This window comes from Hymenobacter norwichensis DSM 15439 (assembly GCF_000420705.1).
Classification (GTDB): Bacteria; Bacteroidota; Bacteroidia; order Cytophagales; family Hymenobacteraceae; genus Hymenobacter; species Hymenobacter norwichensis.
Window position 1 is genome coordinate 361,630 of sequence record NZ_ATVL01000006.1, and the last position, 14,263, is coordinate 375,892.

Annotated in this window: 11 protein-coding genes; 5 read left to right on the plus strand and 6 right to left on the minus strand. The window is 54.6% G+C overall.

Annotated elements, in window-relative coordinates; translation table 11 throughout:
* Nucleotides 1-68 precede the first annotated feature (68 nt).
* Nucleotides 69-2,534, plus strand: coding sequence for a S9 family peptidase (locus G536_RS25945; RefSeq protein WP_022822024.1), 2,466 nt, complete (start codon nt 69-71; stop codon nt 2,532-2,534).
* 391 nt (nt 2,535-2,925) lie between these two features.
* Entirely contained in the window at nt 2,926-4,692 is a 1,767-nt protein-coding gene (locus tag G536_RS0102605) for a T9SS type B sorting domain-containing protein (RefSeq protein WP_022822025.1), read from the plus strand.
* 383 nt (nt 4,693-5,075) lie between these two features.
* Here the strand turns inward: G536_RS0102605 and G536_RS32000 are convergent, their stop codons facing one another.
* On the minus strand, nt 5,076-5,627 hold the full coding sequence (locus G536_RS32000; protein WP_157530342.1) for a hypothetical protein: 552 nt from the start codon (nt 5,625-5,627) through the stop codon (nt 5,076-5,078).
* Nucleotides 5,611-5,928 (minus strand): hypothetical protein, encoded by a 318-nt coding sequence (locus G536_RS0102615; protein WP_022822027.1) that lies wholly within the window; start codon nt 5,926-5,928, stop codon nt 5,611-5,613. Before G536_RS0102615 ends, G536_RS32000 begins: the two co-directional genes overlap by 17 nt.
* Before the next feature lie 382 nt (nt 5,929-6,310).
* Here G536_RS0102615 and metK point away from each other — a divergent pair, with 382 nt between their 5' ends.
* Entirely contained in the window at nt 6,311-7,573 is a 1,263-nt protein-coding gene (gene metK / locus G536_RS0102620) for a methionine adenosyltransferase (protein WP_022822028.1), read from the plus strand.
* Nucleotides 7,574-7,722: 149 nt separating this feature from the next.
* Here metK and hpf read toward each other — a convergent pair whose 3' ends face one another.
* The 4 genes from hpf to G536_RS0102640 all read right to left on the minus strand — a co-directional run bounded on the left by hpf (nt 7,723) and on the right by G536_RS0102640 (nt 10,570).
* On the minus strand, nt 7,723-8,022 hold the full coding sequence (gene hpf / locus G536_RS0102625; RefSeq protein ID WP_022822029.1) for a ribosome hibernation-promoting factor, HPF/YfiA family: 300 nt from the start codon (nt 8,020-8,022) through the stop codon (nt 7,723-7,725).
* Nucleotides 8,023-8,058: 36 nt separating this feature from the next.
* Nucleotides 8,059-8,946 carry a tyrosine-type recombinase/integrase gene (locus G536_RS0102630; protein WP_022822030.1) on the minus strand — a complete coding sequence of 296 codons (888 nt, stop codon included), beginning with the start codon at nt 8,944-8,946 and terminating at the stop codon, nt 8,059-8,061.
* A gap of 141 nt (nt 8,947-9,087) precedes the next feature.
* A complete protein-coding gene (rpsU, locus tag G536_RS0102635) occupies nt 9,088-9,285 on the minus strand; it encodes a 30S ribosomal protein S21 (protein ID WP_022822031.1) in 198 nt (65 codons plus the stop codon).
* 145 nt (nt 9,286-9,430) lie between these two features.
* Nucleotides 9,431-10,570, minus strand: coding sequence for an acyl-CoA dehydrogenase family protein (locus G536_RS0102640; RefSeq protein WP_022822032.1), 1,140 nt, complete (start codon nt 10,568-10,570; stop codon nt 9,431-9,433).
* Between the two features lie 246 nt (nt 10,571-10,816).
* Here G536_RS0102640 and G536_RS0102645 point away from each other — a divergent pair, with 246 nt between their 5' ends.
* A complete protein-coding gene (locus tag G536_RS0102645; RefSeq protein ID WP_033369490.1) occupies nt 10,817-11,737 on the plus strand; it encodes a polysaccharide biosynthesis/export family protein in 921 nt (306 codons plus the stop codon).
* 52 nt (nt 11,738-11,789) lie between these two features.
* On the plus strand, nt 11,790-14,261 hold the full coding sequence (locus tag G536_RS0102650; RefSeq protein ID WP_022822034.1) for a polysaccharide biosynthesis tyrosine autokinase: 2,472 nt from the start codon (nt 11,790-11,792) through the stop codon (nt 14,259-14,261).
* Nucleotides 14,262-14,263 lie beyond the last annotated feature (2 nt).

Sequence of the window (14,263 nt, forward strand, 5' to 3'; positions counted from 1 at the left end):
CTTGCAACGATTAGCGGCGCAACCCCATCCTTTCGGTCCGCCATTTCTTCACTCGTCATTCTCGTCTGATGCGTTTTTACTCTTGCCTGAGCTTAGCTCTTCTTGGTTCAGCTTCTGCTTTTGCCCAAACTCCAACTGCCTCAACGGGTAGCCTGGCCCCGCTTACCGTTGAGAAAATCATGCGCGACCAGGCGCAGTGGTTGGGCACGGCGCCATCGAACATCTACTGGGCCGAGGATGGCAAGCAGATTTACTTCAACTGGAACCCCGACAAAAACCGCCGCGACTCGCTCTACCAAGTAGCGCCGACTGGCGGCGCGCCGCGCAAGGTGGCTCTGGCGGCGCAGCGGAACCTACCAGCCAGTGAAGGCCAGTACGACACCAAATACACCTGCAAAGTGTACGAGCAGGACGGTGATATTTACCTGCTCGACCTGAAAACCCAGCGCCGTCGCCGCGTAACCAACACCGCCGAGCGGGAAACCGACCCGGCCTTCGCCCAAGGCGAAAAGCTGGTGGTGTACACTCGCGCCCAAAACCTCTATACCTGGGACCCTACCACCGGCGAAACCACGCAGCGCACCGATTTTCGTCGCGGCAGCAAACCCGGCAGCCCCCTGCTCGACCAGTCGGAGAAGTACTTGCGGGCGCAGCAACTGGCCTTGTTTGAGGTGCTGCGGCAGCGCGACCAGGACCTGAAAGCGCGCGAACGGCAGCAGAAAGCTCTGGCCAAGCTACGCCCCAAAGCCATTTACCTGGGCCAGCAAACCGTGCGCGACCTGCAACTCAGCCCCGATGGCCGCTACGTAACCTACACGTTGGCGCAGGAGCCTACCACCACCAAGCCCACCGTGGTGCCCAGCTACGTGACGGCCTCGGGCTTCACCGAAGATTTGAACTCGCGCACCAAAGTAGGCGGCCCCCAAACGGCATTTGAACTGGGCGTGTACGACGTGGCGCGGGATACCACCTTCGTGCTGGGCTACCGCGAATTGAAGGGCCTCGACGAACAACCAGCGTATCGCAAAGAGTACCAACTGCCCGCCAAAGCCCCGCAGCCCACCGATACCACCAAAGCCAAAGCCGCTAAAAAGCAGAAGCCCGCCACCGAGCTACGCCGCGTGCGGCCGTACGGGCCGTTCTGGTCGCCGGACGGGCAGCGGGCCTTCCTGGTGATGCGCTCCGCCGACAACAAAGACCGGTGGATTGTCGCCCTGGACCCCACCACGCAGAAAATCAGCTTGCTCGATAGGCAACACGACGACGCTTGGATCAACGGCCCCGGCATTGGCTACGACGAAGGCAACGTGGGCTGGCTTGATAACCGGCGCATCTGGTTCCAGAGTGAAGAAACCGGCTATTCTCACCTCTACACCCTGGACGTGGTAGCCAACCAGAAAAAGGCGCTGACCAAAGGCAACTTCGAGATTCAGAAAGCCCAGCTCAGCCATGACCGGAAAACCTGGTACCTGACCGCCAACGCCAGCAGCCCCGGCGAGCAGCACTTCTACCACATGCCCGCCGACGGGGGGGCGCTCCGCCAGATTACCACCCGCCCGGGTGCCCACGAAGTCACGGTGTCGCCCGACGAGAAAACGCTGGCTGTGCGCTACAGCTACGCCAACAAGCCCTGGGAGCTGTACGTGCAGGATAACAAGCCCGGCGCCAAACCGCGCCAACTCACCCATTCCACCACTCCCGAGTTTGAAAGCTACTCCTGGCGCGACCCGGAAATCGTGCAGATAAATGCGCGCGACGGAGCCACCGTGTACGCTCGGCTGTACCGCCCGGCGTCGCCGCAGGCGCAGGGGCCGGCCGTTATTTTCGTGCACGGCGCCGGCTATTTGCAGAACGCCCACAAGTGGTGGAGCACCTACTCGCGCGAGTACATGTTTCATAACCTGCTGGCCGACAAAGGGTACACTGTGCTGGATACCGACTACCGGGGCTCGGCGGGTTACGGCCGCGACGTGCGCACCGGCATCTACCGCTACATGGGCGGCAAAGACCTCACCGACCAAGTGGACGGCGCCAAGCTGCTTACCGATAAGTATGGCGTAAGTCCGCAGCGCATTGGTCTGTACGGCGGCAGCTACGGCGGCTTCATCACCCTGATGGCCATGTTCACGCAGCCCGACGTGTTTCGGGCCGGCGCCGCCCTGCGCTCCGTTACGGACTGGGCCCACTACAACCACGGCTACACCGACAACATCCTCAATGAGCCCTACAACGACTCTTTGGCCTATGCCCGCTCGTCGCCCATCAACTACGCCAGCGGCCTAAAAGGCGCCCTGCTCATGTGCCACGGCATGGTGGATACCAACGTGCATTTTCAGGACATTGTGCGCCTTTCGCAGCGGCTCATCGAGCTGAAAAAGGAGAATTGGGAGCTAGCCGTGTACCCCGTGGAGGACCACGGCTTTGTGGAGCCTAGCTCCTGGACCGACGAATACCGCCGCATCCTGAAGCTGTTTGAAACCAACCTGAAAACGACGGGCCCGGCCTCAGCGGGCGGCAGTAGCGGCGGTAACTAGTCGGCAGACTGCCTAAACAAGGCCGCCAAGCTCAAAAGAACGCGGCCAACGAAGCTTGTAGTGGGTATAATAATTCAAATAGTGCCGCTGTTGCTATGCTTGAGTAGCGGCAGCGGCAAATTGCATTACGTCCGGTTAGGATAGGTTGCTGCCAAGACAAGCCAGGCAAACGCTTGCACTGGTTTTGCGCGAAGCTGGCGCATATTATACGCTGGTTTGCCGGCCTTTATTTAGAAGAAGCGAAAAGGATCAGACTTGAATATTGTGGGGTTTGAATAGCGTAAGCGGCTTTATATCAAGGATGTGAAATAAAAATAGATGGATTGCTATATGGGAGAGTGGATTGTTATTTGCGGTTCACCCATATAGTAAAATCTTATTCCACCTCTTCATGAATAGAACCACTACCCGCCTTTTCACGCTTGCTCTCACCCTCGGCATCGGCAGCCTCCTCCGGCCGGCCGTTGCTCAAACCACCTACGTGCCGGCCGCCGTTACCGGCTACACTGCCGATGTAATTGCCAACGGCCAGGGCTCCGTCATCAGCTCTACCACCAACACCGTTGATAGGGGCAACTCCGATGTGCGCTGGTGCTTTGCCGACTCCACGTTCCGGACGCCGGCTGGTTTGCGGCCCACCCGTGCGCTACCTCCCAGTGGCTTTTTCCGGAGTATTACCACGCCAGGCCTCACTTATCAGATGGGCCCCAGCGCCGGCAACAACTCCCTGCGTATTGATGGGGCTGGCTCCGGCACGCTTACCCTCACCAACCCGCAGCCGTGCAGTGAGGTGATGGTGCTGGCCACCGAAGGTAACGGCAGCACTGCACCCAAAACCTTCACCGTTACCTTCACCGACGGTACCAACCAGGTATTTCCCAGCATAGTAGTGCCCGACTGGTTTGGGGGCTCCATCACACCGGCTATTCTGGTGGGCAGCCGAGTGAACCGCGGCAACAACCCCGTGGATGGCATCGACAACCCCATCACCGACCCCCGGATTTATGAGGTGCGCCTGAACTTGGTCGTAGCCAACTACAGCAAATCGGTGCAGAGCGTGAGCGTATCGAAAACCTCCACCGACCCGGTGCTGAACATTATGGGCATTAGCCTAGGCTCCAACTGCCTGGGCGTACCGGTTGGCGGCACGGCTACGGCCAGCCCGGCCAGTGTGTGCCCCAGCCAGCCCGTAGTGCTAGGCCTAACGGGTGCTACCGTGTCGGGTGGCATCACCTACCAGTGGCAGGCTTCCACGGATGGCGGCACCACCTTCACTGACATTGCCGGTGCCACTACCAACCCCTATACGGTACGTCCTACTGTTACCACCCAGTACCGCGCCCGCCTTACTTGCCGGCTACAATCCACTAACTCCGCGGCCGTTACGGCCACGGTATTGCCCAACACGGCGGCCGTATCCTATGTTGCGCAGGGGGCAGCGGCCACGTTCTGCCAGTCGGGTACGGCACCGGTGTTGGTAGCCACTCCAGCCGGGGGACGCTTCAGCAGCACTACTGGGTTGGCCATTGATGCTGCTACTGGCACCATCAACCTGGCTACTAGCACAGTGGGTACCTACACTGTGACGTATACCATTCCCACGCCGTGCCCGGCCACTGGCACTACCACGGTAACTATTGCGCCACCTGCCACCGTGCTGAGCTACACGTGCCCACCCTTCTACAAAAATGGTCCTAATGCCGTGCCGACCATTACGCCAGCTACCGGTAGCCGCTTTTCAGCCCCAACCGGCCTCTCCATTGATGCTGCTACTGGCTTTGTCAATCTGGCCGCTTCCACGGTGGGTACCTATACCATAACCTACACCACGGCCAATGGATGCGTGAGCACCAGCCGCTTTGAGGTAGGCAAAGAACGAATCATACCCAACGTTATTACGCCTAACGGTGACGGGCTTAATGATGTGCTGTTCGTGCCTATTCCCCGCTACAGTAACCTTCCGATTACTCCCTCACTAGACAATTTCCACTTTCAAGTATTCAATCGTTGGGGCCGGCGTGTATACAACAGCCATGATCAAAGCGATACTTGGACTGCTGCCGAAGCCAGTGGTGGCATGTATTACTACCTGCTGGAATACACCAACTGCGCCGGCGTCCGCGAATCATATAAAAGCTGGCTGGAAGTGGTGAAGTAAGCAGCCACCTAAAGCATCAATTTTCAACATAGAAAAGGTCCTCATCCATTGGTGAGGACCTTTTCTATGTTGGTGGTATTGTTTTCTAATAGAGCAACACTCCTAGTACTACCGTTTCGAAGTGGCAGCATCGGAGTCTGCATTGAGCCGATACCCTACCATTAGGCTCAGGCTTCAAGGCAGATAAGTGTAATTAGAAGCCTTGTTACCATTGTAGTAGAAGTAGGTGTTCTCCATATATATTCGGCCGTTGAGCGTCAGCATCAGCCGGTCGCGCTTGATGCCGGCTTCCAGATAAGGCAGTGGAGTGCCGTAGAACCGGTCTAGGAAATACTGCTGTCTGCCAAGGGAAGACAGCCGGGAAGTCTGGGGCCAAAATACGTTCAGCTCGTACCGCCCCCCACTACCACCTGGTAGTCGGTGCCCACCGGCAGGAAACCACGCAGCCCAAACTGCAAATATGCCTGGGCACCCCGCCAAGCAAAGCTACCCGCTGCCGAGCTACTGCCCGAAAACTTCACCGGATTTATTCGGCCGAAAGTGGTGGCCAGCACTGCAGTATGACAGGCCAGCCGCCGTCCGGAGTTCACAATATCAAGGTACATGCCGCCTTGCAGATGGGGAAAGTTATCGGCACTCAGCCTATCGAGTGCTCCACGGGTCTTGTCAGCAGCCTTAAAACGCAAGGAATTATAACGGACCCCACCCAATACTCCAATTCGTACCGCTATAGTACCGCGCTGGGGCGTAGCCGACCGGATAACCTGTTCAGATTGTGCCTGTCCTGAGCACTGCTGATTATAAGTATGCACTAGGTGCTGAAGGGCCTCGGCAGTGAAAGGAGTGGTAGGTAAGAGGTTGACTAAGGCCTCACAATCACCAAAATACACGAGGAGCTGGCTTTGGTAGTCGTTGGCATCAATGATGCTCCTCACCCCCATTAACTAGGCCTAGGTACCTCCGGCCGCTAAGCTCTAGGTGCGGCTGGCCGTGGCGCTGCACCCAGTAATGCTCTGTTCCCTCCAGGCTGGCTCCTTGCAAAGATGCCGGGCCCAGCACCAGCACATCGGCCAGCACCGAATCTGGCTTTTGCCGCCGCACATCCCCGTAGTTCAAGAAGCTGTAGCGGGTTTCGGCGTATCGGTCAACGGGCAGCAACTCATGGCGCATGAGCCGGCCAGAAGCCAAATACACGCTTTTTAGCTGCCGGGCTGGGTAGGGAGCTGGCCGAACCATGGGGCCTTCGGAACCGCACTACACTGGGCGGATCCTTCCAAAAAGCATTTTCCAGTTCTCCACGTAATGTGTCGCCAGAAGTCAGTACTAAGTAGCCAGGCTCAAAAGACTGGCTGCAAGCGGCCTGTGCCCATAAGCACAGCAAGCCAATAATTCCGTACCGCATACGTGCGTGCTTGAACTCTTAACAAGTATAATCTTGATAATCTAATATTGCCCAAGTATAGGCAACCTCAACCGCTAAGTAAGATTTTCCAATATAGGAGGCAGGCAATTCTAACTGAAATGATTCACACTTTTATAAAACTCGTAGCTTTGCGGTCCTGCCCAACGGCAGGGCGGGGGCTACCGGCCCCGTCAGCTGACCATTCAACTACTTCTGATGCCGTACCTGTTCACTTCTGAATCTGTTTCAGAGGGCCACCCCGATAAAGTAGCCGACCAGATTTCTGATGCCATCCTCGACGAATATCTGCGTCAGGACCCCGCTTCGAAAGTCGCCTGTGAAACCCTCGTTACAACAGACTTCGCGCTGGTAGCTGGTGAAATCAAATCGAAGGCGCACGTAGATGCCGAGCCGATTATCCGCGACGTTATCCGTCGTATCGGCTACAATAAGCCCGAATACCTGTTCAATGCCGATACCTGCGAGGTGATGAACCGCCTGCACGAGCAGTCGCCCGACATCAACCAGGGAGTGGAGCGCGCCAAGGATGAGGAGCAGGGTGCCGGCGACCAAGGCATGATGTTCGGCTATGCCACCAAGGAAACGGAAAACTACATGCCGCTGGCCCTGGACCTGTCGCACCGCTTGCTGCGCGAACTGTCTGCCATCCGCAATGAAGGCAAGGAAATGACCTACCTGCGGCCCGACGCTAAAAGCCAGGTAACCATCCGATACGCCGACGATAACACGCCTGAGGCCATCGAAACCATCGTGGTAAGTACCCAGCACGACGACTTCGATACCGACGAGGCCAAGATGCTGGCCGTTATTTCCGAAGACATCAAGAACATCCTGATTCCGCGGGTGAAGGCTCAGCTCAGCGCCGACGTGCAGGCTCTCTTCACCGCCGACATCATCCACCACATCAACCCCACTGGCAAGTTCGTAATCGGTGGCCCGCACGGTGATTCTGGCTTGACGGGTCGCAAAATCATTGTGGACACCTACGGTGGCAAGGGCGCCCACGGTGGTGGTGCTTTCTCCGGTAAAGACTCTTCGAAAGTAGACCGCTCGGCCGCATATGCCACCCGCCACATTGCCAAAAACCTGGTAGCCGCCGGCGTGGCCGACCAAGTGCTAGTGCAGGTAGCCTACGCTATTGGTGTAGCGCAGCCAGTAGGCGTGTTCGTTACTACCTACGGTACCACCAAAGCCACTGGCGCCAACGGCCAGAAACTCACCGACGGCCAGATTGCCGAGAAAGTGCAGCGGCTGTTCGATCTGCGCCCTTACGCTATTGTGCAGCGCTTGGGCTTGCGCAACCCTATCTTCGCTGAGTCGGCGGCATACGGCCACATGGGGCGCCAGCCCGGCAGCAAGCAGGTACAGAACCTCGATGGTACCATCCGCACCGTGGAAACCTTCACGTGGGAAAAGCTCGATTACGTTGATAAAATCAAGGCTGAATTCGGTTTGTAGTTCTGTTACTGTTAGCCATTAGCTGTCGGCTACTAATTTGCAGCCGCTTGAAGTTGGCAGTAACCCAACAGAAAACAAAAAGCCCCATCTGACTTCTCAGATGGGGCTTTTTGTTGAAAAAGCTAACAGCCAATGGCTAATAGCTATAATTAATGGCTCATTATTTTCTCTTTATGCTTGGTAATCTGGCGTTTCAGGCTGTCAGCAGCGGCATCGGCGGCGGCTTCAAATGAAGCGGCATCTTCCTGCGAGAAAAGCGTAGCGCCCGGTACTAGGAGCTTAATTTCTACGGTTTTATTGTCAATCCCATCTTTGTTGTTCAGCTTCAGAATCACTTCACCTTCTGTGACACGGTCATAGAAAGTTTCGAGCTTGTCGAGGCGCTTCTGGATGAAGTCGAGCAGTTTTTGGTCGGCGTCAAAATGAACCGAATGCATCTGTACTTTCATCAGGGGTAGGGGTTAAATTAGAAAAAGGAACACAACTCAGGCCTTTGGATGGGCCTGTTCAAAAACCGATTTCAACTTGTCGATTGACAAGTGAGTGTAAACCTGAGTAGCCGCCAAGTTGGCGTGGCCAAGCAAGTCTTTAATAGCGTTTAGGTCGGCGCCTTTGTTAAGCAGATGCGTGGCAAAGGAGTGGCGCAGAACGTGTGGGTGCTGTTGTGATGAGGCGGTGGTTATCTGGCTCAAATAGTGCTTCACGGTCCGATAAACCAACTTTTCATACATCGGCTCCCCCTTGTCTGTAACGAGGAGCGCCGCGCTGGTGTTGTCGATAGCACCTATTTCTCGCTTACGAAAAGCTATATAGCGCTCTAGCACAGCTAGTAAACTTTGGTTGAGCGGTACCAGCCGTTGCTTGTTGCCTTTGCCGGTTACGCGCACCGTTTGCCCGTATAAGTTCACGTCATCGGGCGCAATGCCAATCAGCTCGGAAAGGCGGATACCGGTACCATAAAGCAGTTCCAGTACCAGCTGGTCGCGGGCGCCCCCAAACGTGTCCGGAAACTCGAACGAGTTCAGCAGGCTGTTCAGGCTTTCTTCCGGCACAAAGTCGGGTAGCTTCTTGGCCATTTTGGGGGCCTTAATGCGCAGCATGGGGTTTCGGCTGATACGGCCTGTAGTTAGCAGAAACTTGAAGTAGGAGCGGAGGCAGGCAATCTTGCGGTTGACGGTGCGCGGGTCGAGGTCCTGCTGCATCAGCGTCACCACCCATGAGCGAATAAGGGTGTGGTCGGCTTCGGCGAGGTCCGTTAGCTCATACGTGGCTTGCAGATACGCAGCAAACTGACGCAAATCCGTCTGGTAGGACAGGAGCGTGTGCGAACTATAGCGCCGCTCCGACCGGAGATAGTTGAAAAATAAATCCATACATCGGGTGCCAACCGCTGAGGCTGGACAACCAATGTATGGATTTCAAGGCAGGAAAAAAATCGAAATACTCGGACGCGAAAAAACCGGCTGAAGTGCCCTAAAGCAACTTAGCCGGTTTAATTCGTAACGGGGCGAAGACTACGCGTTGGCGTCGTTGCCGTAGGTCACCTGCTTGTAGATGGCCTTCTGCTTCTGCTTACGGTTGGTGATAGAAGGCTTCTGGAAGAACGTGCGACGACGCAGCTCTTTCAGAACGCCCGTGCGCTCAAACTTCTTTTTGAACCGCTTCAGCGCGCGGTCAACCGACTCGTTGTCTTTGATTTGTACGATGATCATATGTTCAGGGGAGTTGAAATTCAGCTTTGAAGGGCCGCAAAGATAATGATGGATTTCACAGATTAAAAACGCATTACGCAGATTTCAAAGTTAAAGGCTATTTAAATCTTCAGAATCTGCGTGAAAACCGTCTAATCCAAGATTGTTATTTCAGCAATGTGCGGGCAATAACCAATTTCTGAATCTCGGAAGTGCCCTCACCGATGGTGCAAAGCTTGGCGTCTCGGTAATATTTTTCGGCTGGATAATCTTTGGTATAGCCATAGCCACCAAAAATCTGCACGCCCTCGTTGGCCGTCCGCACCGCCACTTCCGACGCGTACAGCTTAGCCATTGCCGATTCCTGATTCACGTTCAAGCCTCGGTCTTTCATGTCGGCCGCCCGGTACGTAAGCAGCGAAGCCGCCTCTATTTCAGTAGCCATATCGGCTAGTTTGAACCCGATACCTTGGAAGTTGCTGATGGGCTGGTTGAATTGCTGCCGCTCTTTCGAGTATTGCAAGGCTGCTTCGTAAGCGCCTTGTGCAATGCCCAAACTCAGCGCCGCAATGCTGATCCGGCCGCCATCCAGCACCTTCAACGACTGTACGAACCCGTCGCCCACTTTACCAATTACGTTTTCCTTGGGTACGCGGCAATCGGTGAAAATCATTTCGGTGGTTTCCGAGGCGCGCATACCTAGTTTGTCTTCCTTACGGCCCGCCGCAAACCCAGGGGTGCCGCGCTCCACAATAAAGGCCGTCATGCCGTGCGAGTCACCAACTTCACCGGTGCGGGCGATAACTACGGCCACATTACCGGACTTGCCGTGGGTGATAAAGTTCTTGGCGCCATTTAGCACGTAATGGTCGCCATCGGCAACAGCTACGGTACGCATGTTGCCGGCGTCGGAACCCGTGTTGGGCTCAGTGAGGCCCCAAGCGCCAATCCACTCGCCGGAAGCCAGCTTGGGCAGGTACTTGCTTTTCTGCTCTTCGGAAGCGTGTTGCAGGATGTGGCCAGTGCAGAGGGAGTTATGAGCAGCCATGCTCAGCCCGATGCTGCCATCGATTTTCGACAGTTCCACAATGGCCGTTACATATTCTGTGTAGCCGAAGCCGGAGCCACCGTATTCTTGCGGCACCAGTACGCCCATCAGGCCTAGTTCGCCTAACTTATGAAATACATCAATCGGAAATTCCTGTGACTCGTCCCACTTCATCATGTGGGGTTTAATATGCTGCGCACCGAAGTCACGCACCATCTGGGCAATCATTGTCTGGTTTTCAGTGGCGACCAGTTCCATGGGCAAAAGAGGTAAGAGAGTGGGATTTAGGGTAGTAACTGTTCAGGAGCAGCTTTGGGTTCGTGAAAGTACGATTTTGCTCCGGCTCCGGCCAAGTATAGGATTCCGGCTAGGACCGCCAATTTTGAAAGGCGGCGCCAATTAGGTTACTTTGAAGGTTTTTAGGAGTTTTTACCCCACCCGGACGCTGCCCCGCCAGGGCGCGTCCTTTCACTTTTCCGGCTTCCCTGGGTTGCCTCCGTCTGCATGCGACAATCCGCCTTCTATTCTATTTCCCGCCTCCTGTCCTTATGCGTGCCGATTCTGCTGCTGCTTTCAGCCTGCGGAACTACGCGTGTGTACAATCAGCGCACCATGTTCCGCCTCAGCGACGGTAAAGGGCTGGATACAATGAAGCTACGCGGCGTAGTAAATCGGGTGAATCGGAACTATATCATTCAGCCCAACGATTTACTGGCGGTGCGGGTGTATACCAATAACGGCGAGCGAATCATCGACCCTAATGGTGAACTGCAATTTGGAGCGCCAGCAGGTATGCTCCCAACGGGCACCAACGGCAGCCGTACGCTGGCTACCAACGCCGGGCAAGCCGCATCGCCCTCCGGCGACTCGGAGTTTACAGTGCAGACAGATGGTACCGTGCGCCTACCACTTATCAACCAAATCAAAATAACCGGCTACACTCTCTTGCAGGCTGATAGTGTGCTAAAAGTGCGTTATGAAGAGTTCTATAAAGGAGTATTTGTGGTAACCCGTGTAACCAACAGCCGAGTGGTGGTATTGGGCTCACCGGGCGGTAAAATTATTCCGCTCGTAAACGACAATATGAACCTGATTGAAGTGCTGGCTGCTGCTGGCGGTATTGATGGTGGAGGTAGTGGAAATAACGCTGGTGGTGGTTCGCTGTATCGTTCTGGAGGTAGGGCTTCTAATATCCGAATCATCCGCGGCGACCTGAAGAACCCTCAGGTAGAGCAGGTGGATTTAACTACTATTAACGGGATGCGTCGTGCTAATTTGCAGGTAGAGCCCAATGATATTATTTACGTAGAACCTGTTCGTCGCCCTGTTTCTGATGCTTTGGTTGATGCTAGCCCAGTAATAACACTGTTCAGTGCAGTGGTTGGTACTTTGCTGGCTATTGTTAGTATCTCCAGAACTCTCTAGTAAACGGCTATCCGTAATTTAGCTGTTTGTGCTAAACTTCTTATTCATTTAGATGGCCGTTAACGAAAACGCCGAACTGGAAGAACTGATCCGCAATGCCACCGGTGGGGTGCCAAATGCCCCTGTTGCGGAAGCAGAGCCTACCGATGAGGGGGATAGCCTCGACCTTGACACACTGTTGTTAGTGGCACGGCGCAGCTTGCTGTGGCTATTACTGCTTATCGGGTTGGGTCTTACTGGTTCTTGGCTGTTTCTGCGCTATACTAAACCTGTCTACCAGTCATCGTCTCTGTTGAAGATTGACGAAAAGACTGAAGCTGGCGCACTAGGTCTAGGTGGCGCACTCGGATCTGCTGATAACCAACATAGTATCAACAAACTGTCAGGAGAAGTCGAGCTAATCAAATCAAACATTATTTATCGTCGGCTACGCGACTCACTGGACCTTAACGTAAACTACTATGCTGAGGGCACAGTATTGGAATCAGAACTGTATGGCTTATCGCCATTCGAAGTTGAATACAGCGGCGGTATTGTATACAATACCAAGTTCAATCTAAAATTCGTAAGCCCTCAGAAGTTTCAAATCAGCTACTTGTTAGGTGGGCAAGAGCAAAGTAGCACTCAGGTTGTTGGTAAACCATTCCAGATTGTAGGCATGACGCTGGTTGTACGACCGACCATCCATTTCAATTCGGAAGTACTGGAACGGAGCTACCACTTTATTATCAACGACGAAGGTGCTATTAATAGCTACCTCGACCGGAACCTGCTGGTAGAAATAGTAAATCCTAGTGCTAATACCATCCAGATTTCTTTCCTAGAGTTCAATCCCGATAAGGCCCGCGCCATCGTCAACCGGATTGACACGGTGTATCTACAGGAAAAGCTGGCTCAAAAACGCGCAGCTAGTGCCCAGACGTTGAAATTTCTGGATCAGCAACTCAATGAGAACGGCCAGAACTTAGAGCGCGCAGCCGAAAATTTCCAGGATTTTGTTCGTCGTACTAAAACGTACGACGTTCGCTCGAGCGTGACGGATTTGAAAACTCGGGTAGAAAAGCTCGATGATGAGCGGCTGGCATTGGAAGAAAAGCGGGTATTACTCAACGATTTGACAGGACGGGTCGAGCGTGGCAACATTACTACGCGCGAAGATCTAACCGTGGAACAAAGTATTCCAGGGCTGACTACCTTAGCCGACCCACAACTCTCGCAGCAGCTCAGCGACCTGAACGGCCTGCTGCTCGACCTGCGGCGGGTAGAACGCTCCAACCGGGAAACTACCGAGGCAGTGAAGTCGCGCCAGGACCGGATTGCGTATGCCAAAGATAACATCCGGCAAACCTTGCTCCAAAACCAGCGCTTACTAGGCAAGCAGTTGGCCAAGCTGAACGAGCAGTGGAATGCAGTCAACGCTGAGTTGCAGCTGGTACCCGAAAGGGCCACCGAAGAAGACCGGCTGAAGCGCCCGCTGGCGCTTTATGAAAACACCTACGTAATGCTGATGGGCAAAAAAGCCGACTTCAACATTGCCATGGCCGGCACTACCCCCGACTTTCAGATTCTTTCTCCGGCCAGCTTGCCAACGGCGCCTATATCGCCGGTACGGCTGATGGTGTACGCTATTGGGCTGGCGGGCGGTATTGCGCTGGGTTTGGGGTTGATGGCCGTGCGTTACCTTATGCATAACACCGTCACCAACGTGCGGGAATTGGAGCGCGCTACTACGGCCTCAGTGCTGGGCGTGATTCCAACCTATGACAAGGAGAAAATGGCAGTGTCGAAGCTGGTGGTGGACAAAAGTCCTAAATCAGCTATCAGCGAATCAATCCGCTCTATCCGAACCAACCTGGATTTCATCAGCTCGGCCAAGAAAAAGCGGCTGATATCCGTAACGTCTACCATTTCCGGTGAAGGCAAAACGTTCGTGTCGGTGAACTTGGGCGGCATCATTGCCTTGTCGGAGCAGCGGGTGGTAATTTTGGACCTGGACATGCGTAAACCGAAGGTGAACATTGCCTTTGGAGCCGAGAATGTTAAGGGCATTAGCACCATCCTTATCGAAAAGCACAGCGTGATGGAGTGCATCCAGCACACCTCCATTCCCACACTCGACTTCATTTCGGCTGGCCCGACACCTCCTAATCCTTCAGAACTGATTCTAAGTCCGAAGTTTGATGAGATGCTGGCTGAATTGCATCAAGTATACGACGTGATTCTGATTGATACGCCGCCGGTAGGACTGGTGACGGATGGCATTCTGATTATGCGTAAAGCTGATATTCCGATTTATATCGTGCGGGCCAACTACTCCAAAAAAGCCTTCCTCAAGAACATCAACAAGCTGATTCGAGCCAACAATTTCACTCGGCTTTGCACCGTGCTCAACGATGCTCGGGCTAGCGGCCTTTATGGCTACGGGTATGGTTATGGTTATGGTTACGGCTACGGGCAAGGTTACTACGAGGAAACCAAACCAGTGGACAGTACCCTAACGCGCTTGCGCAAACGCTTCTCCTGATA

What these genes read in the sequence shown, in the direction of transcription:
- G536_RS25945 (WP_022822024.1), top strand. Translation starts at nt 69, where the DNA reads ATGCGTTTTTACTCTTGCCTGAGCTTAGCTCTTCTTGGTTCAGCTTCT.
- G536_RS0102605 (WP_022822025.1), top strand. Translation starts at nt 2,926, where the DNA reads ATGAATAGAACCACTACCCGCCTTTTCACGCTTGCTCTCACCCTCGGC.
- G536_RS0102615 (WP_022822027.1), bottom strand. Translation starts at nt 5,928, where the DNA reads ATGGTTCGGCCAGCTCCCTACCCAGCCCGGCAGCTAAAAAGCGTGTAT.
- metK (WP_022822028.1), top strand. Translation starts at nt 6,311, where the DNA reads ATGCCGTACCTGTTCACTTCTGAATCTGTTTCAGAGGGCCACCCCGAT.
- hpf (WP_022822029.1), bottom strand. Translation starts at nt 8,022, where the DNA reads ATGAAAGTACAGATGCATTCGGTTCATTTTGACGCCGACCAAAAACTG.
- G536_RS0102630 (WP_022822030.1), bottom strand. Translation starts at nt 8,946, where the DNA reads ATGGATTTATTTTTCAACTATCTCCGGTCGGAGCGGCGCTATAGTTCG.
- rpsU (WP_022822031.1), bottom strand. Translation starts at nt 9,285, where the DNA reads ATGATCATCGTACAAATCAAAGACAACGAGTCGGTTGACCGCGCGCTG.
- G536_RS0102640 (WP_022822032.1), bottom strand. Translation starts at nt 10,570, where the DNA reads ATGGAACTGGTCGCCACTGAAAACCAGACAATGATTGCCCAGATGGTG.
- G536_RS0102645 (WP_033369490.1), top strand. Translation starts at nt 10,817, where the DNA reads ATGCGACAATCCGCCTTCTATTCTATTTCCCGCCTCCTGTCCTTATGC.
- G536_RS0102650 (WP_022822034.1), top strand. Translation starts at nt 11,790, where the DNA reads ATGGCCGTTAACGAAAACGCCGAACTGGAAGAACTGATCCGCAATGCC.